Annotated in this window: 16 protein-coding genes; 2 read left to right on the top strand and 14 right to left on the bottom strand. The window is 62.1% G+C overall.

The genetic code is table 11. The annotated features are described in order from the left end of the window. Positions 1 to 3: 3 nt before the first annotated feature. The 12 genes from murC to coq7 all read right to left on the bottom strand — a co-directional run bounded on the left by murC (position 4) and on the right by coq7 (position 14,286). Positions 4 to 1,407 (bottom strand): UDP-N-acetylmuramate--L-alanine ligase, encoded by a 1,404-nt coding sequence (gene murC, locus PQQ96_RS26145; protein WP_408298066.1) that lies wholly within the window; start codon positions 1,405 to 1,407, stop codon positions 4 to 6. Further along, positions 1,404 to 2,522 (bottom strand): undecaprenyldiphospho-muramoylpentapeptide beta-N-acetylglucosaminyltransferase, encoded by a 1,119-nt coding sequence (murG, locus tag PQQ96_RS26140; RefSeq protein WP_408298064.1) that lies wholly within the window; start codon positions 2,520 to 2,522, stop codon positions 1,404 to 1,406. The genes murC and murG overlap by 4 nt, the downstream gene beginning before the upstream one ends. Before the next feature lie 121 nt (positions 2,523 to 2,643). Beyond that, complete coding sequence (ftsW, locus tag PQQ96_RS26135; protein WP_408298062.1) at positions 2,644 to 3,933, bottom strand: putative lipid II flippase FtsW; 1,290 nt, start codon at positions 3,931 to 3,933, stop codon at positions 2,644 to 2,646. Continuing rightward, the gene (gene murD, locus PQQ96_RS26130; protein WP_408298060.1) at positions 3,930 to 5,444 is read right to left on the bottom strand and encodes a UDP-N-acetylmuramoyl-L-alanine--D-glutamate ligase; all 1,515 of its coding nucleotides are present in this window, start codon (positions 5,442 to 5,444) and stop codon (positions 3,930 to 3,932) included. The genes ftsW and murD overlap by 4 nt, the downstream gene beginning before the upstream one ends. Positions 5,445 to 5,467: 23 nt before the next feature. Beyond that, the gene (mraY, locus tag PQQ96_RS26125) at positions 5,468 to 6,637 is read right to left on the bottom strand and encodes a phospho-N-acetylmuramoyl-pentapeptide-transferase (RefSeq protein WP_408298058.1); all 1,170 of its coding nucleotides are present in this window, start codon (positions 6,635 to 6,637) and stop codon (positions 5,468 to 5,470) included. Between the two features lie 17 nt (positions 6,638 to 6,654). After that, on the bottom strand, positions 6,655 to 8,082 hold the full coding sequence (locus PQQ96_RS26120) for a UDP-N-acetylmuramoyl-tripeptide--D-alanyl-D-alanine ligase (RefSeq protein WP_408298056.1): 1,428 nt from the start codon (positions 8,080 to 8,082) through the stop codon (positions 6,655 to 6,657). After that, on the bottom strand, positions 8,079 to 9,641 hold the full coding sequence (locus PQQ96_RS26115; RefSeq protein ID WP_408298055.1) for a UDP-N-acetylmuramoyl-L-alanyl-D-glutamate--2,6-diaminopimelate ligase: 1,563 nt from the start codon (positions 9,639 to 9,641) through the stop codon (positions 8,079 to 8,081). The genes PQQ96_RS26120 and PQQ96_RS26115 overlap by 4 nt, the downstream gene beginning before the upstream one ends. Then, on the bottom strand, positions 9,638 to 11,503 hold the full coding sequence (locus PQQ96_RS26110) for a peptidoglycan D,D-transpeptidase FtsI family protein (RefSeq protein WP_408298053.1): 1,866 nt from the start codon (positions 11,501 to 11,503) through the stop codon (positions 9,638 to 9,640). Before PQQ96_RS26110 ends, PQQ96_RS26115 begins: the two co-directional genes overlap by 4 nt. Further along, on the bottom strand, positions 11,500 to 11,850 hold the full coding sequence (gene ftsL / locus PQQ96_RS26105; RefSeq protein ID WP_074282108.1) for a cell division protein FtsL: 351 nt from the start codon (positions 11,848 to 11,850) through the stop codon (positions 11,500 to 11,502). The genes PQQ96_RS26110 and ftsL overlap by 4 nt, the downstream gene beginning before the upstream one ends. Then, the gene (gene rsmH, locus PQQ96_RS26100) at positions 11,847 to 12,800 is read right to left on the bottom strand and encodes a 16S rRNA (cytosine(1402)-N(4))-methyltransferase RsmH (protein ID WP_408298050.1); all 954 of its coding nucleotides are present in this window, start codon (positions 12,798 to 12,800) and stop codon (positions 11,847 to 11,849) included. Before rsmH ends, ftsL begins: the two co-directional genes overlap by 4 nt. 15 nt (positions 12,801 to 12,815) lie before the next feature. Next, entirely contained in the window at positions 12,816 to 13,244 is a 429-nt protein-coding gene (gene mraZ, locus PQQ96_RS26095) for a division/cell wall cluster transcriptional repressor MraZ (RefSeq protein WP_025647927.1), read from the bottom strand. 409 nt (positions 13,245 to 13,653) lie between these two features. Next, positions 13,654 to 14,286, bottom strand: coding sequence for a 2-polyprenyl-3-methyl-6-methoxy-1,4-benzoquinone monooxygenase (gene coq7 / locus PQQ96_RS26090; protein WP_408298048.1), 633 nt, complete (start codon positions 14,284 to 14,286; stop codon positions 13,654 to 13,656). Positions 14,287 to 14,588: 302 nt separating this feature from the next. On the opposite strand from coq7, the gene PQQ96_RS26085 reads away from it, so the two are divergent. Further along, a complete protein-coding gene (locus tag PQQ96_RS26085) occupies positions 14,589 to 15,764 on the top strand; it encodes a porin (RefSeq protein ID WP_408298046.1) in 1,176 nt (391 codons plus the stop codon). Between the two features lie 205 nt (positions 15,765 to 15,969). On the opposite strand, the gene PQQ96_RS26080 is transcribed toward PQQ96_RS26085, so the two are convergent. Continuing rightward, positions 15,970 to 17,643 (bottom strand): long-chain fatty acid--CoA ligase, encoded by a 1,674-nt coding sequence (locus PQQ96_RS26080; RefSeq protein WP_408298044.1) that lies wholly within the window; start codon positions 17,641 to 17,643, stop codon positions 15,970 to 15,972. Positions 17,644 to 17,790: 147 nt separating this feature from the next. After that, positions 17,791 to 19,869: a molybdopterin-containing oxidoreductase family protein gene (locus PQQ96_RS26075; protein ID WP_408298042.1), complete on the bottom strand. Its 2,079-nt coding sequence runs from the start codon at positions 19,867 to 19,869 to the stop codon at positions 17,791 to 17,793. 186 nt (positions 19,870 to 20,055) lie between these two features. On the opposite strand from PQQ96_RS26075, the gene PQQ96_RS26070 reads away from it, so the two are divergent. Then, positions 20,056 to 21,252, top strand: coding sequence for a M20 aminoacylase family protein (locus PQQ96_RS26070; RefSeq protein WP_408298040.1), 1,197 nt, complete (start codon positions 20,056 to 20,058; stop codon positions 21,250 to 21,252). Positions 21,253 to 21,412: the final 160 nt, after the last annotated feature.

Genomic DNA, 21,412 nt, shown 5'->3' with positions numbered 1-21,412 from the left:
CACTCACACCTTCGTTTCTTGCGCCAGGCGACCCGGCACACTGCCGATCGAACCCGCGCCCATCGTGATCACCACATCGCCGTCGCGCACCACTGCTGAGAGCGCGTCCGGCACTTCATCCACCGTATCGACAAACACCGGTTCGACCTTGCCCACGACGCGCAGCGCGCGCGCCAGGGCGCGGCCGTCCGCGGCAACGATCGGCGCTTCACCGGCTGAATAGACTTCCGTCAGCACGAGTGCGTCGACGGTCGACAACACCTTCACAAAATCTTCGAAGCAATCGCGCGTGCGCGTGAAGCGGTGCGGCTGGAATGCCAGCACCAGACGCCGCCCCGGAAACGCACCACGCGCCGCCGCCACCGTTGCCGCCATTTCAACCGGGTGATGACCGTAGTCGTCGACCAGCGTGTACGCGCCGGCAGGTTGGCCTTCCGACACGACCGGCACTTCGCCGTAGCGCTGGAAGCGTCGGCCCACGCCGTTGAAATCCGCGAGCGCTCGCTGGATATCGGCATCTTTCACTTCAAGTTCAGTCGCAATTGCGATTGCGGCCAAAGCGTTCTGCACGTTGTGCTCGCCCGGCAGGTTCAAAACGATGTCGATCGGCGCTGCGTCTTCGCGCATTGCCGTGAAATGCATCTTGCCGTTGCGCGCTTCTACATTGACCGCACGCACTTGCGCGTCTGGCGCAAAGCCGTAGCGGATGATCGGCTTAGACACGAACGGCAGGATCTCTTTCACGTTCGGATCGTCGACGCACAGCACCGCGATCCCATAGAACGGCAGACGGTGCGTGAACTCGATGAACGCCTGCTTGAGCCGTGCGAAATCGTGGCCGTAGGTGTCCATGTGATCGGCGTCGATGTTCGTGATGACTTCGATCACCGGGAACAGATTCAGGAACGACGCATCCGACTCATCCGCTTCAGCGACGATGAAATCGCCCGTACCCAGACGCGCATTCGCGCCCGCGCTGATCAGCCTGCCGCCGATCACGAAGGTCGGATCGAGGCCGCCCGCCGCCAGCACGCTCGCCACCAGCGAGGTGGTCGTGGTCTTGCCGTGCGTGCCGGCAATCGCGATGCCCTGCTTCAGGCGCATCAGTTCGGCGAGCATCACGGCACGCGGCACGATCGGAATGCGGCGATGACGTGCCGCCAGCACTTCCGGATTGTCGCTGCGCACCGCTGTGGAGACGACCACCGCATTCGCGCCTTCGATGTTCTCCGCCGCGTGACCGATCGCAATCCGCGCGCCGAGCGCAGCGAGGCGATCGGTGATCGCGTTGCTCGTCAGATCCGAGCCGCTCACCTGATAGCCGAGGTTGACCAGCACCTCCGCGATGCCGCTCATGCCGACACCGCCGATGCCGACAAAGTGAATATGTTTGACGATGTGTTTCATTGCTTTCCTTCTGGGCTCGCGCCCGAAATCGAACCCGCCACAGTCGCGCAAATCTGCGCGACCTGTTCTGTGGCGTCGGGTTTCGCGAGCGAGCGCGAACGCTCCGCCATCTCCGCGAGGGTCTCTCGCGTCTGGCTGCGCAACCAGTCGGCGAGCATTTCCGCCGACAGGTCGCGTTGCTGCACGACCAGCGCCGCACCGTTATCGGCGAGGAACGCTGCATTAGTGGTTTGGTGATCGTCTACTGCAAATGGGAAAGGCACGAAGAACGCTGCCACCCCTACCGCTGAAATCTCCGACACCGTCATCGCGCCCGAACGGCAGATCACCAGATCCGCGTTCGAGTACGCGCTCGTCATGTCGTCAATGAAGGGCACGAGTTCTACATCGGCACCGGCTTGCAGGCCTGCAGCGGCATAGTTCTCGCGCAGTGCTTCAATATGCTTCGCGCCCGCCTGATGCACGATGCGCGGACGTTCATTCGGCGCCAGCAGCGCAACGGCGCGCGGCACCACTTCATTCAACGCCGCCGCGCCCAGACTGCCGCCCACCACCAGCACATTCAGCGGACCGCTGCGCGCTGCGTAGCGTGCTTTGGGTGCAATTGCGCGCGCAAGTTCCGCACGAATTGGGTTGCCAGTCCATTCGCCATGCGGCAGCGCATTCGGGAATGCAACCAGCACGCGTTTGGCGACTTTCGCGAGCACCTTGTTGGCGAGACCCGCAATCGAATTCTGTTCATGCAGCACCAGCGGACGGCCGCTCATCGCGGTCATCAAACCCGCCGGAAACGTGATGTAGCCGCCCATGCCGAGCACGACGTCCGGCTTCACACGACGCAGCACACTTAAACTCTGCGAGCAGGCACGCAGCAGGGTCAGCGGCAGCATCAGCTTGGTTTTCAGGCCCTTGCCGCGCAGACCGCCAAAGCGCACGTATTCCATCGGGATGCCGTGCTTCGGCACCAGCGTGGCTTCCATGCCTGCCGGGTTGCCCAGCCATACGACCTTCCAGCCCCACGCCTGCATCAGGTGCGCGACCGCGAGCCCCGGGAACACATGTCCCCCGGTGCCACCGGCCATCACCATCAGCGTGCGTTGCGGCACAGCGGTCATACCTTGCCCCCACGCATCAGCAGGAAAGAAAACTCGTTTTGGCTCCGGCCGCTGCGCTTAACTTCGCGCGCTTTGCGCACGAAGTTAGCCTTCGCCGAAATCGTGCGCTGCTGCATGGGGGTCATACCTTCCCCCCACGCATCAGCACACGATTTTCATAATCCACGCGCATCAACACCGCCACCGCCACGCAGTTCAGCAAGATGCCCGAACCGCCGTAGCTCACGAGCGGCAACGTCAAGCCTTTGGTCGGCAGCAAGCCAAGATTCACGCCCATATTGATGAAGGTCTGCGCGCCAAACCAGATACCGATGCCCTTCGCGACCAACCCTGCGAACGTGCGATCGAGTGCGAGTGCCTGACGGCCGATCTCGAACGAGCGGCGCACGATCCAGTAGAACATCAGGATCACGACCAGGACGCCGACGAAACCGAGCTCCTCGCCAATCACCGCGAGGATGAAGTCGGTATGCGCTTCCGGCAGATAGTTAAGCTTCTCGACGCTGCCGCCCAGGCCCACGCCGAACCATTCGCCGCGCCCGAAAGCGATCAGCGAGTGCGTCAATTGATAAGCCTTGCCCTGCGCGTAACGGTCGTCCCACGGATCGAGGTAAGCGAAGATCCGCTCACGACGCCACGGCGACGCCCACACCAGCAAACTGAACGTGCCGACCGCGGTAGCCACCAGGCCGCCGAACAGCTTGCCGTTCACGCCACCGAGGAACAGCACACCCATCGCGATCGCGGCGATCACCATGAACGCGCCCATGTCCGGCTCGAGCAGCAGCAATGCGCCGACGAGACCCACCGCAACCGCCATCGGCAGAAAGCCCTTGGCGAAGCTGTGCATGTATTCCTGCTTGCGCACCGTGTAGTTCGCCGCGTAAATCGTCACGGCCAGCTTCATGATTTCCGACGGCTGCATGTTCGTGATGCCGAGCGGAATCCAGCGACGCGCACCGTTCACGCCCTTACCGATGTGCGGAATCAGCACGATCACCAGCGCGGCCAGCGAAATCAGGAAGAGCTTGGGCGCGTACTTATCCCACGTCGAGATCGGAATGCGGAAAGACACGACGCCGATCACCGCGCCCATCACCACGAAAATGATCTGGCGCACGAGGAATGCGTAATCCCGGTACGAGGCGTACTTCGGCGAATCGGGCATCGCGATCGACGCCGAATACACCATCACGACGCCGAGGCCGAGCAATGCGACGACGACCCATAGCAACGAGTGATCGTAGTCAAGCATCCGCGAGCGCAGCGGACGCACGCCATTCACGGCGCTCGCGAGACCACTGCCGCCAGTGCGGCCGGAGGTGCGGCCCGCGCTACCCGCGCTGCTTGTGTCGCCATCGCCTGCACGGGAGCCGGCAAGGCGCGAACCGAAGCGTTCGGACCAGCTCATATCATCGTCCCCCGTTCGGCCGCAATGTCTTCCACCGTGCTGCGAAACACCGCCGCGCGATGTGCATAACCCTTGAACATGTCGAAGCTCGCGCAAGCCGGCGAGAGCAGGACGGCGTCCCCAGGTTGCGCCAATGCAGTGGCGGCCCGCGTCGCTTCTTCGAGCGTCGCGTGGTCGGTCATCGCGATACCGGTGTCTTCCAGCGCGGCGCGAATCTGCGGTGCATCGCGACCGATCAGCATCACGGCGCGGCACCAGCGCATCACCGGTTCGGCGAGCGGTTCAAAATCCTGGCCCTTGCCGTCGCCGCCGGCGATCAGCACCGCGCGCTGCGCGAGGCCATCGAGCGCAGCAACCGTCGCGCCGACATTGGTGCCCTTGCTGTCGTCGACGTAATCGACGCCTTCAATCGACGCGATCAATTCCACGCGATGCGGCTCGCCACGGTATTCACGCAGGCCGTGCAGCAGCGGCGCGCCCGGCAGACCGATCGCGCGAGCCAACGCATACGCGGCCAGCGCGTTCGCGGCGTTGTGCAAGCCGCGGATACGCAATGCGTCCGCCGGCATCAGGCGTTTGAGCGCGATATTCTTCGGCGCCACCACTTCGTTCTTGCGACGGCGCGTCGGTGCCGGTTCGTCGCTGGCATCGCGATCGTGCGCTTCGACCAGCCAGATCATGCCGTTGTCGCGCAGCAGACCATAGTCGCCGTCGGTCTTCGGCTCGGTGACGCCGAATGTGACCATTGCTGCTTCGCTGTCAGCGGGCGGCGCAAGTGCCATCACGCGAGCGTCATCGCGATTCAGCACACGCACGGTGTGTGTACCAAAGATGCGGCCCTTCGCAGCGGCGTACGCATCAAGGCCGCCGTGCCAATCCAGGTGATCTTGCGTGATGTTCAACACGACCGCGGCATCCGGCGTAAACGTATGGGCGGTTTCCAGCTGGAAGCTCGACAGTTCCAGTACCCACACGTCGGGCAACGCGGTGTTGTCGATCGCTTCGCTAAGCTTGTCCAGCGCGGCCGGGCTGATGTTGCCCGCCACCGCGACCTTCTTCCCCGCGCGTTCGCACAAGAGACCGGTCAGGCTGGTCGTCGTGGTCTTGCCGTTGGTGCCGGTGATCGCGATCACCTTCGGCGTATAGCCGCTTTCGCCTAGCGTCTTCAGCGCTTGCGCAAAGAATTCGAGTTCGCCCCAGACAGGGATGTCCTGCTCACGCGCTGCCGTGATCAGCGGCAACAAGTCGGCGGCGAGCGGCGACAAACCCGGGCTGATCGCCACGAGTTCAACGCCTTCGAGCAACGAGAGCGAAAACGGGCCGCCGACGAAGTCAGCATCAATGCTGTGCGCTTCCAGCGCGGACAGGTTCGGCGGCACCTCGCGCGTATCGGCCACACGCAGCCGACAGCCGTGCCGCGCGCACCAGCGCGCCATCGCGAGACCGGATTCACCTAGTCCCAGCACGAGCACCATCGGCTTTTGCCGATCCCGAAACTTCTCGCCAAACATCGCCTGCTTCCCCTAAATACGACTTAACGCAACTTGAGCGTGGACAAACCAAACAGACACAACATCAGCGTGATGATCCAGAAACGCACGACCACCTGCGTTTCTTTCCAACCCGACAATTCGAAATGGTGATGCAGCGGCGCCATCTTGAAGAGACGGCGCCCTTCGCCAAAGCGGCGCTTGGTGAACTTGAACCACGTGACCTGCAACATCACGGAGAGCGTCTCGGCGACGAAAATGCCGCCCATGATGAAGAGCACGATTTCCTGACGCACGATCACCGCGACCGTACCGAGCGCGCCGCCCAGCGCCAATGCACCGACGTCGCCCATGAACATCTGCGCCGGGTGCGTGTTGAACCAGAGGAACGCGAGCCCTGCCCCACCCATCGCCGAACAGAAAATCAGCAACTCGCCCGCACCGGCGATATGCGGAAACAGCAGGTACTTCGAATAGACCGAGCTACCCATCACATAAGCGAACACGCCGAGCGATGCGCCGACCAGCACAACCGGCATGATCACGAGGCCGTCGAGACCGTCGGTGAGATTGACCGCATTGCTCGCGCCGACAATCACCAGATACGTCAACACGATGAAGCCCCATACACCGAGCGGATAGCTGATCGACTTGACGAACGGCAGCAACAGATCGGCGCGCGCAGGCAAGCCCATCGACAAACCGCTGCGTACCCACGCCATGAACAGGTCGAACACGCGCACGTTGTTCGCTTCCGAGACGCTGAACGCCAGGTACACCGCAGCGAATAAACCGATCACCGACTGCCAGAAATACTTTTCGCGCGACGACATCCCGCGCGGGTCTTTGTAGACCACTTTGCGGTAATCGTCGACCCAGCCGATCACGCCGAAGCCGAACGTGACGAGCATCACGATCCAGATGAAGCGGTTGGTCAGATCGGCCCACAGCAACGTCGCCACGGCAATGCCGAGCAGAATCAGCACGCCGCCCATGGTCGGCGTACCGGACTTGACGAGGTGCGATTGCGGACCGTCTTTACGAACGGCCTGGCCGACCTTCATCGCGGTCAGCTTGCGGATCACCGCCGGGCCACAGACGAGCCCGATCAGCAGCGCGGTGATGGTAGCCATCACCGCACGGAAAGTCAGATAACTGAACACGCGCAAGAAGCTTGCGTCATTCTGCAGCCATTGCGCCAGCGCCAGTAGCATGCTTCGGTCCTTCTATTTCAATGTGCAGCGGGCGTACTGCCCGCCGCGTTGGGTTGTGGACTCGTTACGGCGTCCACCACGCGTTCCATTTGCATGAAACGCGAGCCTTTCACGAGAAGCGTTGCAGCAGCGCCGAACCCGGCCTGCTCCAATTGCGCGACCAGCGTGCCGACATCGGCGACGTGATGCGCGCCCGCGCCATATGCGCTGCAGGCGTCGCGCGAAGCGTCGCCCAAGGCGTACAGCACGTCGATGCCGCGTTCTTTTGCGTAGGCACCGATTTCCCGGTGAAACGCCGGGCCGTTGTCGCCGACTTCGCCCATGTCGCCCATCACCAGCACGCGCGGCGATTCGCGCGACGCGAGCACGTCGATCGCCGCGCGCATCGAGTCGGGATTCGCGTTGTAGGTGTCGTCGATCACCGTTGCGCCGGCGAGTGTGCCGAGCGCTGCGCGCTTCACCTGCAAGCGGCCTTTCACGGCGCCAAACGATTCGAGGCCGCGCTTGATCGCGTCGAGCGACACGCCCGCGGCAAGCGCGGCCGAAGTCGCGGCCAGCGCGTTGTGCGCGTTGTGATCGCCCAGTACTTGCAGCGTTACATCGACGTGGCCTTCAGGCGTGTCGATGCTCAGAACATTGCCCGTGAACGTGCCGGTTACGGCGGCTTCGGTCACGCGCTCGGCGGTGTTCAAAGCGAAGTCGATGATGCGGTTGCCGGTTGCCGCGACGCGCCAGATGCTCGCGTAAGCATCGTTAGCCGGAAACACCGCGACACCTTCTGGCGTGAGCGCGTGAATCACGCTGGCATGTTCGAGCGCGACGGCTTCGACCGTCGCCATGAATTCCTGATGCTCGCGCTGCGCGTTGTTCACCACCGCGACCGTCGGCTCGGCGATCTTCGCGAGCAACGAGGTTTCGCCCGGATGGTTCATGCCGAGCTCGACCACCGCGAGTTGATGCGCGGCGTGCAGACGGAACAGCGTGAGCGGCAAGCCGATATCGTTGTTGAAGTTGCCGGCAGTCGCGAGGCGTCCGTCCGCGCCAACCGCAGCGGCGAAGATCGACGCGATCATTTCCTTGACCGTCGTCTTGCCATTGCTGCCCGTCACGGCGACGAGCGGCGTGCTGAATTTACGCCGCCAGCCGCGCGCAAGTGCACCGAGCGCGACACGCGTATCGGCCACGCGCAAAGCGGGCACAAGCCAGCCGTCAGGCGTACGCGTCACCAGCGCTGCCGTGACGTTGCGTGACGCCACGTCCGGCAGGAAGTCGTGCGCGTCGAAACGGTCACCCTTGATCGCGACGAACAGATCGCGCGGACCGGCGCTACGGCTATCGGTCGACACGCGTTCGAACGTGACGCTATCGTCACCCAGCACGGTTGCGCCGGGGATCAGCGCGGCGGCTTCACGCAGCGAGAACATCGCGGTACGCCGCCCGTTCATTCGCCACCTCCGCGTGCGTGCGTCGCCCGTGCGGCGAGCGCAAGGCGAGCGTGATCCTGATCGGAGAAAGCGCGTTTCTTACCCATGATTTCCTGTGTTGCTTCATGCCCCTTGCCGGCCAGCACGATGACGTCTTCGCGCGCGGCGCTGCGGATCGCCTGCAGGATCGCGCTCGCGCGGTCCTCGATGCGACGCGCCTTCGACGTGTCTTTCATGCCTGCGGCGATCTGCTCGATGATCGACTGCGGATCTTCGCTGCGCGGGTTGTCGCTCGTCACGACGACGCCGTCCGCGAGCTTCTCGGCGATCGCGCCCATCAGCGGACGCTTGGTGGTGTCACGGTCGCCACCGCAACCGAACATGCAGATCAGCTCACCACCCCGCGCGGTCGCCATCGGGCGCAGTGCTTCGAGGGTCTTTTCCAGCGCGTCCGGCGTGTGGGCATAGTCGATCACGACGAGCGGCTCGTCGTTCTGCAGGCGGCCGCCGAGGCGTTGCATGCGGCCGTTCACCGGCTCGAGCTTCGCGAGTTCGGCTAGCGCCGCGTCGAACGGCACGTCGGCGGCGAGCAAGGCACCGAGTACACCGAGCAGATTGCTGACGTTGAATGCGCCGAGCGTTTGCACTTCGACTTCGGCGTTGCCCCAGTCGGACGTGGCCAGGTGAAACGCGGTACCTGTCGCCGTGGCACGCACGTTCGACGCGAGCAACCACGCGTCGGCTTGCGGCGCACCGGCACCCGACGCGTCCTTCAGCGTCTCTTCGAGACCGTACGCAATCGTGCGGGCGTGGCCTTGCGTGCTGGCGAGCAAGCGACGGCCAGCGGTATCGTCGCGATTGATCACCGCAGCGCGCAATTCCGGCCAGGCGAACAGACGCGCCTTGGCGGCTTCGTACGCTTCGAACGTGCCGTGATAGTCGAGGTGATCTTGCGTGAGATTCGTAAACACCGCGATGTCGAACGCCGTGCCATTCACGCGGCCTTGATGCAGCGCGTGCGACGACACTTCCATCGCCACCGCTTGCGCGCCGGCGTCGCGCAATTGCGCGAGACTGCGTTGCAGTTGAGGCGCGTCGGGCGTCGTGAAGCCCGTGTGTACGAGTTGGCCCGGCAGACCGGTGCCGAGCGTACCGATGATCGCGCAACGCTTGCCGAGCGCGGTCAACGCCGCCGAGATCCATTGGCTGCAGGAGGTCTTGCCGTTCGTACCGGTGACGCCGATCGCCAGCATGCCGTCGCTCGGATCGTTATACCAGGCGCTCGCAATCGAACCAGCGAGTTCGTTCAACGCCGGCACGGCCAGCGTCGTGGACGGATCGATCACGCCGCTAAAGCCTTCGGGCTGAACCAGCACGGCTGCCGCGCCACGCTCGATCGCGCCGTCGATGAACGGGCGGTTGTCCGCGCCGTCGACCGCATAGGCGAAAAACGCGTCGGCCGCCGCAAGCGAGCGCGTATCGGCGTGCAGATGCGCGCCTGGCTGCACGCGAGCGTGCAGCCAGCTGAGCGCGTCGGCAATGTGCCGGTGCGCTGGATGCTTCTTACGCAGCGCGCTCATCGCACCACTCCAGGATGGCTGTTCGCGTTGGCCGAGATCGTCATCTTCTTCGCGCCAGTACTGGTGGAGAGTTTCTTGACCGTTGCGGGCGAGGGCGGTGCGCTCGGCGCGACAGGCGCCGAATCGTCCGACACGACCATCTGTTTGACGGGCATATCCGGCGGCACATTCAGCGAACGCAGCGTATCGCCGACGATCGCCGAGAACACCGGGCCGGACACCTGACCGCCGAAGTGGCTACCCGCCGTCGGTTCGTCGACCGATACGGCAACGACGATGCGCGGATTCGGCATCGGCGCCATGCCGACGAACGAAGCGCGGTACTTGGAGTGGTCGTAGCCGTGAGCGCCGTGCTTGTATGCCGTACCGCTCTTGCCGCCAACGCGATAGCCCGGCACAGCCGCGTCAGGCGACGTGCCGCCCGGCGCCGTGACGGTTTCGAGCATCGCGCGCACTTCGCGAGCGGTGGTGGGCGCGAAAATTTGCGGTCCCGTTGCCGGCTGGTCGCTAGACGTGCGGAAAATCGATACCGGCATGATCTCGCCGTCATGCGCGATCGCGGTGTACGCACGGCCCAACTGGAACAGCGACACCGACAAGCCGTAGCCGTACGACATGGTCGCCTGTTCGATGCGGCGCCAGCTCTTCCACGGCCGCAGACGGCCCGCCGCCGCGCCCGGGAAGCCGACCTTCGGCGCCTGGCCGAGACCGATGCTGGTGTACATGTTCCACATCTCTTCGGGCTTGAGCTGCATGGCGATCTTCGTCGCGCCGATGTTGCTCGACTTCTGGATCACGCCGCCCACCGTCAGCACGCCGAACGCGCTGTCGTCGGTAATCGGCGCGCCGTCGAGCACGAAACGGCCGCCGCCTGTATCAACCAGTGTAGTCGGCGTCACGCGGTGCAGGTCGAGTGCCAGCGAGATCGTGAACGGTTTCATGATCGAGCCCGGCTCGAAGGTGTCCGTCAGGATGCGGTTGCGCAGTTGATCGCCAGTCAGGTGCGAACGGTCGTTCGGGTTGTACGTGGGGTAATTGACGAGCGCCAGCACTTCGCCCGTGCGCACGTCGATCACCATCGCCGCGCCCGCTTTCGCCTTGAATTTCTCGACGGCCGCTTTCAGGTTCGTGTACGCGATGTACTGGATCTTGCTGTCGATCGAGAGATCGACGTCCTGGCCGTTGTGCGGCACGACCTGCTCGTCCACATCTTCGATGATGTGGCCCATGCGGTCTTTAATGACGCGGCGACTGCCCGACATGCCGGCGAGCAACTTCTGGTCGCCGAGTTCGACGCCTTCCTGGCCTTCGTCTTCCACATTGGTGAAGCCGATCAGGTGAGCCGTGATCTCGCCTTCCGGATAGAAGCGCTTGTACTCGTCGCGCGCGTAAATCCCCGGGATATCCAGCGCGGTCACTTGCGCGGCGACGTCGACCGGCACCTGGCGCTTCACATAGACGAAGTTCTTGTCTTCCGACAGCTTGGCGCGCAGCTCCTTGTTCGTCATGTCGAGCAGCTTGCCGAGCTGGTTCAGCTTGTCGGCGCCCAGGTCGTCCGGCACTGAGTCGGGAATCGCCCAGATGGCGCGCACCGGCAGACTCGTGGCGAGCACGAGACCGTTGCGGTCGAGAATCTTGCCGCGCGTGGCCGGCAGTTCGAGCCGGCGCTGATAGCGGATCTCGCCCTGCTTCTGATAGAAGGCGTTGCCCGGTCCCTGAATCCAGAAGGCGCGCCCGGCCAGCGCGACAAACGCCATGAACAGCATGAACACGACGAGTTTCGAGCGCCACATGGGCAGTCGCACCGACAGAATCGGGTTCGCCGAAAAGGCGACGCTTTTGCGAGTCGACGATTTTTTCATCGCACGCCTCCGCGGCGGGTCGCAACCGGCGCCGAGGCCGGGCCGGAAGTCGGGATCGGCGCGTCCTCAGCCTTGGCGGCGCCCGGGTCGAGCGTCAGGTACTGGGTGCGCCCGGTCGTAACCGATTGCATCTTCAGAGAATCAGTGGCGATCTGCTCGATGCGCGACGTCTTCGACAACGCGCTCTGCTGATATTGAAGCTGCGAATAATCCTGCTGCAGCTGGTGCTCCTGCGACTGCGCGCGCTGCAACTGAATAAAGATCTGACGCTGCTGATTGGTTGCGTTGACGACAGACAAAGCACAACCCATCACGATCATCAGCAGGAAGATATTGAGGCGATTCATGGTGCGATCCGCTCCGCCACACGCATCACGGCAGAACGGGCGCGCGGGTTCGCGGCGACTTCAGCGTCGCTTGCGAACACGCGGCCGATGATTTTGAGCGGAGGGCTCGGCAGGTCGACTGCACGGATCGGCAGACGGCGGTCCACCGCAGGCGTACTGGCGTGCGCCTGCATGAATCGCTTGACGATCCGGTCCTCGAGCGAATGAAAGCTGATGACCACCAGCCGCCCCCCTTGCTCCAACAGCGACAACGCTGCTTCTAAAACGACTTGCAGCTCCGCAAGCTCTTGATTGATGTGAATCCGTATAGCTTGAAAGGTGCGGGTTGCCGGATCCTTGCCCTTCTCACGGGTTTTGACGACGTTAGCCACGATTTGGGCAAGCTCGCCCGTGCTGACGAGAGGCCCAAGACGGTCGGACTCTGCCCGGCGAGCAACAAGCGCCTTTGCAATCTGAAAAGCAAACCGTTCTTCCCCATAATCTCGTATCACCTCCGTCAGTTCCTGCACCGTGGCCCGCGCCAGCCAGTCAGCCGCAGACTCGCCGCGCGTCGGGTCCATCCGCATGTCGAGCGGACCGTCGGCGCGGAAGCTGAAGCCCCGCTCCGGATCGTCGACTTGCGGCGACGACACACCCAGATCCAGCAAAACGCCCGACACCCGCCCTACCCCGCGCTCCGCAATCGCGTCACGCAGTGAAGCAAAACTCTCATGCACGATGCCAAAGCGCGGATCGGAAATCTGCTGAGCCGTGGCAATAGCGAGCGGGTCTTTGTCGAACGCAATCAGACGCCCCGCTTCACCCAGCTTCTCCAGCACCAGACGGCTATGACCGCCGCGCCCGAACGTACCGTCCACATAAACGCCGTCCGCGCGTGTAACCAGCGCATTGACCGCTTCTTCCAGCAGCACCGTGCGATGCTGCAATTCATTTCCCATCGCAGGTGCCATATATGTAGTCCGCGATCAGAACGTGAAATTCTTTAACGCTTCGGGCATGCCCTCGGCGATCGCTGCCTGTTCCTTTGCTGCGTAAATTTGTGCGTCCCACAATTCAAAGTGACGACCCATGCCGAGCAGGTTCACTTCTTTCTCCAGCGAACCGGCCGCGCGCAATTCCGGCGACACGAGCACGCGGCCCGCGCCGTCCATATCGACGTCCATGGCATTGCCGAGAAAAATACGCTTCCACCAGGCCGCGTTCATAGGCAGCTTGTCGACCTTGTCGCGGAAGATCTCCCACTCCGGGCGCGGAAAGAGCAACAGGCAGCCGTCCGGGTGCTTGGTGATCGTCACCCGGCCCTCTGCCTGTGTTTGCAGCGCATCCCGATAGCGAGAGGGGATCGACATCCGCCCTTTCGCATCGAGCGTCAGCGCCGACGCCCCTTGGAACACTTCGCTCTCCCATAGCGGCGTTTTTGCGCCGGCTGCCCGATTCGTGAAAATCTACCCGAAACCACTCGCGAGATCACACAAAAATACACTTTCTCACACTGTCTCCCACTTTAGAGGAACGCTAAACAGGGGTCAAGGGAGATACGCGCTTTTCGAGCGAATTTTGTTTGTTAGAACAAGGACTTAGCGCGACTCCTTCACGTCAGACATAAAACGGAAAACCGTTATAAATGAATGAGCTAGTGAAACTTGTGAAGGTGATACGTGAAAAGTGCGAGGGAAAGGCGCGGAATGTAAGAGATCGTGAAGCGGGATCGGGAGGTGTTTGCTGGCGTTCCGGGTATTTCAGGCGGACGGCGCGCGAGGCGCCATCCCACTCTCAGGCGGTGCGTGAGCAGAAGTCTCGAACTTATATGTAATAGGCCGTGCGTGTCATGACTTTCGATACTGCACGCATCAACGCACGCGCAGGAAACGGCAACTCGACGCCGCCTGCGTCCATGGCGGATTTACCGTGCTCCGCCTCGTCCACGCGCATCTGTTCGACGATCGCGCGCGACTCACGGTCTGCCGCGGGCAACTGATCCAGATGGCTATCCAGATGCTGCTCGACCTGGCGCTCGGTTTCGGCCATGAAACCGAGACTCACCCGATCACCGAGGCGCCCTGCCGCGAGGCCGATTGCAAGCGCACCTGTATACCAGAGCGGGTTCAACAGGCTTGGACGCGAATCGAGCGCCTCGAGGCGTTTGGCGGTCCACGCCAGATGATCCTCTTCTTCGATGGCAGCATGATTAAACACAGCCCGCAATGACGGCGACCTGGTAGCAAGTTTCTGAGCCTGGTAAAGCGCCTGCGCGCACACCTCCCCGACGTGGTTCACACGCATCAAACCGGCCGCATGCGCACGCTCCTCCGGCGATAGCTCGACAGGCTCCGCCGCCGATTCTTGCGGAACTGGCAATGGACGACTCATCCGCGACACGCCGGTCATTGAGCGTAAACCCCGATCAAACTCGTTAATCAACTCGTCCAGAAACATTCAGCACTCCCTGATTCGACGACCGCCGCGCCGCACTGCGAGGTCCGTGCGACAAGGCTTTGCGGGGCAAAACCGGCGTCACGGAGACCCTGAATTCCAACAATTCTGGCGGCCAATTTCTGATTCTAGACCATGTTGCGTAAACGAAACAGGATCCGTCCTGGCCCTCTCCTTTTGCTTTGTGCCATGTATGCCTTTTGTTACATTACGTGCAACTTCTCGCGAAGTTGGACAAGCAAGGCCTCAACGCTAGACAAATATTCGCCTTGTACAAAAGATTCGTAATCCTTGGAGATCATTCGATGAAAAAGTCGCTTCTCGCTCTCGCAGCACTGGGCGCATTCGCAGGCGTCGCTCATGCTCAGAGCAGCGTGACCCTGTACGGTATCATTGACGAAGGCTTCAACATCAACACCAACTCGGGTGGCAAGCACCTGTACAACCTGTCCAGCGGCGTTCTGCAAGGCTCGCGTTTCGGCCTGCGCGGCACGGAAGATCTGGGCGGCGGTCTGAAGGCAATCTTCGTGTTGGAAAACGGCTTTGACGTGAACACCGGCAAGCTGGGTCAAGGCGGCCTGATGTTCGGTCGTCAAGCTTACGTTGGTCTGTCGAGCCAGTTCGGCACGGTCACGCTGGGTCGTCAGTACGACTCCGTCGTCGACTATGTTGGTCCGCTGGAAGCCGGCGACCAGTGGGGCGGCTACATCGCTGCTCACCCGGGCGACATCGACAACTTCAACAACGCGTACCGCACCAACAACACGGTCAAGTACACGAGCGCGAACTACAACGGCCTGACGTTCGGCGGCACGTACAGCTTCGGCGGCGTTGCGGGCAGCATCTCGACGAACCAGATCTGGTCGTTGGGCGCTGGCTACAACAACGGTCCGTTGGTCTTGGGCGTCGGCTACTTGAACGCACGCACCCCGGCAGCTTCGGGTGGCCTGTTCAACAACAGCGGCACGACTACAGCAGCGAACGCAGCAGTGACGTCGCCGGTCTATGGCGCCTACACTTCGGCTAACACGTACCAAGTGATCGGTGCGGGTGGTGCATACACGTTCGGCGCCGCAACGGTTGGCCTGACGTACTCGAACATCAAGTTCTCGAACCTGGGTGTGGCGTTTGCACAGCCGACGGTTCGTGGTCAATCGGCTACGTTTAACAACGCGGAACTCAACTTCAAGTATCAGTTGACCCCGGCATTGTTGATCGGCGCTGCATACGACTACACGCGCGGCGCAAGCATCGACGGCGCATCGACTGCCCAGTACCACCAAGGCTCGGTTGGCGTGGACTACTTCCTGTCCAAGCGCACCGACGTGTACGTGATTGGTGTGTACCAACACGCTCTGGGTGAAGTGCTGAACGAAGCAGGCACTGGCGTGACCGCCGCAACGGCTGGCATCAACGGCCTGTCGGGCTCGTCGAACCAGAACCAGCTCGCAGCTCGCGTCGGCATCCGTCACAAGTTCTAATAAGTCGTAATAAAGCAGTTTGCCTCAAAGGCGCCTTCGGGCGCCTTTTTTTATGGCCACACGCTGCGCACTGTCGGCTGGTTTGCGCTGAGACGACGGCTCAAAGAGAAAGGCCCGGCAGACGAAAGTCTGCCGGGCCTTTCTCGTTCTTCCCGCAATGGATTACTTCGTCTCGGCCCTGTTCAGGCCGACGGGCGTGATGCGCTTATGCCCGGCCGTCCCGCAACTCGCGACGCAGAATCTTGCCGACGTTACTCTTGGGCAGTTCAGTCCGGAATTCGACGATCTTTGGCCGCTTGTAGCCGGTCAACTGCGTTTTACAGTACGCAAAGATGTCCGCATCGGTAAGCGCCTGGTCCTTCTTCACGACGAACAGCTTCACCGCCTCACCCGAATGCTGATCCGGCACACCGACTGCGGCGACTTCGAATACGCCCGGCAGCTTGGCGACCACGTCCTCGATTTCGTTCGGATAGACGTTGAAGCCAGAGACCAGAATCATGTCCTTCTTCCGGTCGACAATCTTGACGAAGCCGTCTTCGTTCATCAAACCGACGTCGCCCGATTTAAAGAAGCCATCCGGCGTCATGACCTTAGCCGTCTCGTCCGGGCGGTTCCAGTAGCCAGCCATCACCTGCGGGCCGCGGATGCAGATTTCGCCGGGCTGGCCAAGCGGCACCTCGTTGCCTTCATCATCGCGAATCGAGATTTCCGTCGACGGCAGCGGCAAACCGATCGTGCCGCTATATTCCGTGACGGTGACCGGATTGCAGGTAACGCACGGCGACGTCTCAGACAAACCGTAGCCCTCGATGATCGGCGTATGCGTATGCTCGAACCAGCGCTTGGCGACCGCTTCCTGCACCGCCATACCGCCGCCATTTGCCGCGATCAGCTTCGAAAAATCAAGTTTGTGGAAATCCGGGCTGTTCAGCATCGCGTTGTAAAGCGTGTTGACAGCGGGAAACGTCGTAATCGGATAGCCTTCCAGCGCCTTGATCATGCCCGGGATATCGCGCGGATTGGGGATCAGCACGCCGAGGCCGCCGGTACGGATCGTCAGCAGCCCGCAGACCGTCAGCGCAAAGACGTGATAAAGCGGCAACGCGACAACTGTGATGAACTGATCGATGTCCGTGCGATTGGCGCGGACCGGATCGAGCCAGATTTCCGACTGCAGCACATTGGCGATCAGGTTCCGATGCAGCAGCGTCGCGCCCTTGGCCACGCCGGTTGTGCCACCCGTGTACTGTAGAAACGCGACGTCGTCCGGGCCTTGCTGGACCGGCTTGAAAGTCTGGCGGCCACCCTCGGCAATCGCCGTGTTGAATTTGACGTGACCCGGCAAGCTCCACGCCGGCACCATCTTCTTCACACGCCGCACGACGAAGTTCACAAGCGTGCCCTTCACGCCCATCAAATCGCCCATTGCAGCGACGACGACATGCTTGACCGACGTGTTACGCACGATCGCCTGCAGCGTGACAGCGAAGTTTTCGAGCAGAATGATCGCTTCCGCGCCGCTGTCCTTGAGCTGGTGCTCGAGCTCCCGCGGGGTGTAGAGCGGATTCACGTTCACCACCACGTAGCCCGCGCGCAAGATCGCCGCAATCGCGACCGGATATTGCAGCACGTTCGGCATCATGATCGCGATGCGCGCGCCGCGGGCGAGACCCTTTGACTGAAACCACGCGGCCAGCTTGCGCGAAAGCGTGTCGAGTTCGCCGTAGCTGATCTCCTTGCCCATGCAAACGAACGCCGGTTTGGCGCTGTGCTCACGGAAGGCTTCTTCGAGCAGTTCGGCGACGGACGAGTAGCGGGTCGGGTCGATCTCTGCGGGAACGCCGGGCGGATAAGATTTCAGCCAGATTTTGTCCATGCAGCGTCTCCTCCTTTATTTTCGAATGGTCGTGCTAAAAACGCATCGTAGCATGGGCACCCCTTGGCTATTCGCGAAAAGCGGCTGGGTTAGACTGCAGCCTCGAACCGCTTGAGCGCCGTAGTTGCAAGATTTTTGAGCGTGTTATCAGGCGCGCTCAACCTCGACGAGGCAGTCGTAGAACGTGGCCGATCCGCCCAGATCGGTAAGCGCCTGACTGGTGACCTGGTTAGCGTTGCGGCCGTCGGGCGCGAGCTTCTTCCACCAGATCGACAGACCGACCACCAGCCCTTCGCGTGCCTTGTCGGTGACACGGGCGCGCGCCTGCATCGAGCCGCGATCGTTGAATATCCGCACCTGATCGCCGTCGGCGATGTTTCGCTGCTGCGCGTCGGACGGGTGGATGTCCAGGTGCGGCTCGCCCTCTGTCGAGCGCAGGCTCTCGATGTTCACGAAGGTGCTATTCAGGAAGTTGCGGGCAGGCGGCGAGATCATCGCCAGCGGATAACGGGCGGCGAGGCCGGGCGCGCCATCTGCGGACTCGTAAGGCGGCAGATAATCCGGCAACGGATCCAGCCCTAGTTGCGCGAGGCGCTCGCTGAAGAACTCACATTTACCGGACGGCGTGCGAAAGCCGCCCTCGGCGAATGGCGCGTCAGGCAGGTTCAGCTTTGCCCAGCCGGTCTTCTTTAGCGAGTCCCAACTGACGCCTTCGAGCGTTTTGTCGCTCCAGCGGAATGCCGACTGCGCGATAGCGTCGTCGCTTTCGTAAAGCGCCGGCTCCTGCAGGTCCATGTGGCGCGCCAGACCGCGAAAGATCTCCGTGTTCGGGCGTGCATCGCCGACTGGCGCGATCGCCGGCAGGTTGACCATGACGTGTGTGTGCCCGTACGACTTGTGCACGTCGAGGTGCTCGAGCTGCGTCGTGGCAGGCAGAAGCAGATCGGCATAGTCTGCAGTGTCGGTCTGAAAATGCTCGAGCACGATCGTGAACAGGTCCTCGCGTGCAAAGCCTGCGGCGACCCGCTCCGAGTCGGGTGCGACCGCCACCGGATTCGAGTTATAGACAATGATTGCTTCGACTTTGGGGCCAAACGTAGCGTCGCCCGGGTGCAGCAATGCGTCGCCAATCGCGTTCATATTGATGACACGCGATACCTTGCCCGGCCAGCCCGGCATCAGGTCCGGGCGCTGCAACGCGTGCGAATCCACCGGCGCCCATCCGCCCGAGGACAGCAATACACCGCCCGCCCGCTCCCGCCATGCGCCTGTCAGCGATGGCAGGCAAGCGATTGCGCGCACGGCGTTACCGCCGCCACGCACCCGCTGGAGGCCATAGTTCATCCGGATCGCGGCCTTTTTCGTGCTGCCATAAAGGCGCGCAAGATCGACGATCACCTGCTCGTCGACACCGCAAATCTGAGCGGCACGTGACGGCGGATAGCTGAGCGCACGCGCCTTGAGTTCGTCGAAGCCCAGCGTGTGGGCCGCAATGTAGGCGTGATCAAGCAGATTTTCCGTGATCAACACGTTGATCATGCCGAGCGCTAAAGCACCGTCGGTTCCGGGTTTCAGTGCAATGTGCTGGTGGCATTTTTCCGCCGTCAGCGACCGGTACGGATCGATCGCGATCAGCCGTGCGCCGCGGCGCTTGGCCTCCTGGGCACGTGTCCAGAAGTGCAGGTTCGACGCGATGGGATTCGAGCCCCAGATCAGGATGACCGCGCTCTCGGCGAAAAACTCGGTGAGCATGCCGAGGCTGGCGCCGTAGGTATATTTCAGCCCCGCTGCACCCGCGGCGGCACAAATCGTGCGGTCTAACTGCGATGCGCCGAGTGTGTGAAAGAACCGCTGCGCGATGCTGTCGCCCTGAACCAGCCCCATCGTGCCGGCGTAGCTGTACGGCATGATGGCTTCTGGCGCTCGGTGCGCGATCTCCGACAGACGTGCTGCTGCCAACTCGAACGCCTCGTCCCAACTAATTTGTTCAAAACGGCCTTCGCCTTTCCGGCCGACGCGCTTCATCGGTGTCGTCAACCGACGCGGATGGTGCACCCGCTCGGCATAGCGGCTGACTTTGGTACATAGCGCGCCTTGAGTCGGCGGGTGATCGGGATCGCCGGCGACCTTGATCGCTCGCCCATCTTCGACGGTCACGCGCATCGCGCAGGTATCAGGGCAATCGTGCGGGCACACCGCGCGGGCGAATTCAGTCGGGGCATTCATCGGCGATCCGTCCAGGAGAGCGGTAAGCGCTGGGGCAATCCCGAATTTTATTACGTCCGCTGCCTGCTCGCCTGCATGGTCCCGCCAAAAATGCCTTCGGCGTAGAATCGGTTATCAACGTGCCCGGGCGATATGGCCCCGAGCGATTCCACGCAAAGCAAAGCACAAGCGCATCACTACTCCATCATGAAACTGATCCCAGAAATCCAGGCCGCCCACGGCGAAATTCAAACCCTTCGGCGAACGATTCATGCACACCCCGAACTGCGTTACGAAGAAACAGCAACGGCGGATCTGGTTGCCAGGACGCTTGAGTCCTGGGGCATCGAAACTCATCGCGGATTGGGCAAGACGGGCGTAGTCGGTGTACTGAAGCGCGGCAACGGATCGCGCTCGATTGGACTGCGCGCGGACATGGATGCGTTGCCGATTCAGGAGCTAAACAGCTTCGACCATCGCTCGCAGAACGACGGCAAAATGCACGCGTGCGGCCATGACGGACATACCGCGATGCTGCTCGGCGCCGCGCGGCATCTGGTTAAGCACGGTGATTTTGATGGCACGATTGTGTTCATCTTTCAACCGGCGGAGGAAGGCGGTGCCGGCGCACAGGCAATGATCGACGATGGCCTGTTCACAAAGTTTCCGGTCGATGCGGTTTTCGGCATTCACAACTGGCCAGGCATGCCGGCCGGCCACTTCGGTGTGACCGAAGGTCCGATCATGGCGTCCAGCAACGAATTTCGCATTGAAATCAAGGGTGTGGGTGCGCACGCGGCATTGCCGCACAACGGCCGCGATCCGGTGTTCACGGCGGTTCAGATCGCGAACGGACTGCAGAGCATCATCACGCGAAACAAGAAGCCGCTCGATACCGCGGTACTCTCGATCACCCAGATTCATACCGGCGACGCCATGAATGTCGTCCCGAACGACGCCTGGATGGCAGGCACCGTGCGGACCTTTACGACCGAAACGCTCGATCTGATCGAAGCGCGTATGCGCAAAATCGCTGAAAGCACGGCCGAGGCTTACGATTGCTCGGTCGATATTCACTTCCATCGCAACTATCCGCCGACCGTTAATAGTAGTAAAGAGACTCGCTTTGCTGCGGCTGTGATGAAGGAGATTGTCGGCGCGGAAAATGTCGATGACGCGGTCGAGCCGACAATGGGCGCCGAGGATTTCTCGTTCATGTTGCTGGCGAAGCCGGGCTGTTACGCATTTCTCGGCAATGGCGACGGTGGGCACCGGGACTCAGGACATGGTGCCGGGCCTTGCATGCTGCATAACGCAAGCTACGACTTCAACGACGAGCTATTGCCGATCGGCTCAACGTACTGGGTTCGGTTGGCACAACGATTCCTGGCACAAGAGGAATAGGGGTAGTGGGTTATGCGTGAAGCGGCGATTTCTGTATCGCCGCTTCTTAAACCCCAGGCGTACCGATGCGCAGTTTTACCGATGGACGGCGCCGGCCTGGCAGGCGCTTGCGGGTCGTTGATCTGGCGCGGCTGGAGGCGAAGCCCCGTTCTACGTCTGT

Source organism: Paraburkholderia sediminicola (assembly GCF_046027825.1).
GTDB classification, from domain to species: Bacteria; Pseudomonadota; Gammaproteobacteria; order Burkholderiales; family Burkholderiaceae; genus Paraburkholderia; species Paraburkholderia sediminicola_D.
This window is presented reverse-complemented; position numbering and strand designations above follow the sequence as displayed.

What these genes read in the sequence shown, in the direction of transcription:
- murG (WP_408298064.1), bottom strand. Translation starts at nt 2,522, where the DNA reads ATGACCGCTGTGCCGCAACGCACGCTGATGGTGATGGCCGGTGGCACC.
- rsmH (WP_408298050.1), bottom strand. Translation starts at nt 12,800, where the DNA reads ATGGCACCTGCGATGGGAAATGAATTGCAGCATCGCACGGTGCTGCTG.
- PQQ96_RS26085 (WP_408298046.1), top strand. Translation starts at nt 14,589, where the DNA reads ATGAAAAAGTCGCTTCTCGCTCTCGCAGCACTGGGCGCATTCGCAGGC.
- PQQ96_RS26070 (WP_408298040.1), top strand. Translation starts at nt 20,056, where the DNA reads ATGAAACTGATCCCAGAAATCCAGGCCGCCCACGGCGAAATTCAAACC.
- ftsL (WP_074282108.1), bottom strand. Translation starts at nt 11,850, where the DNA reads ATGAATCGCCTCAATATCTTCCTGCTGATGATCGTGATGGGTTGTGCT.
- coq7 (WP_408298048.1), bottom strand. Translation starts at nt 14,286, where the DNA reads ATGTTTCTGGACGAGTTGATTAACGAGTTTGATCGGGGTTTACGCTCA.
- murD (WP_408298060.1), bottom strand. Translation starts at nt 5,444, where the DNA reads ATGTTTGGCGAGAAGTTTCGGGATCGGCAAAAGCCGATGGTGCTCGTG.
- murC (WP_408298066.1), bottom strand. Translation starts at nt 1,407, where the DNA reads ATGAAACACATCGTCAAACATATTCACTTTGTCGGCATCGGCGGTGTC.
- PQQ96_RS26120 (WP_408298056.1), bottom strand. Translation starts at nt 8,082, where the DNA reads ATGAACGGGCGGCGTACCGCGATGTTCTCGCTGCGTGAAGCCGCCGCG.
- PQQ96_RS26080 (WP_408298044.1), bottom strand. Translation starts at nt 17,643, where the DNA reads ATGGACAAAATCTGGCTGAAATCTTATCCGCCCGGCGTTCCCGCAGAG.
- PQQ96_RS26075 (WP_408298042.1), bottom strand. Translation starts at nt 19,869, where the DNA reads ATGAATGCCCCGACTGAATTCGCCCGCGCGGTGTGCCCGCACGATTGC.
- mraY (WP_408298058.1), bottom strand. Translation starts at nt 6,637, where the DNA reads ATGCTACTGGCGCTGGCGCAATGGCTGCAGAATGACGCAAGCTTCTTG.
- ftsW (WP_408298062.1), bottom strand. Translation starts at nt 3,933, where the DNA reads ATGAGCTGGTCCGAACGCTTCGGTTCGCGCCTTGCCGGCTCCCGTGCA.
- PQQ96_RS26110 (WP_408298053.1), bottom strand. Translation starts at nt 11,503, where the DNA reads ATGAAAAAATCGTCGACTCGCAAAAGCGTCGCCTTTTCGGCGAACCCG.
- PQQ96_RS26115 (WP_408298055.1), bottom strand. Translation starts at nt 9,641, where the DNA reads ATGAGCGCGCTGCGTAAGAAGCATCCAGCGCACCGGCACATTGCCGAC.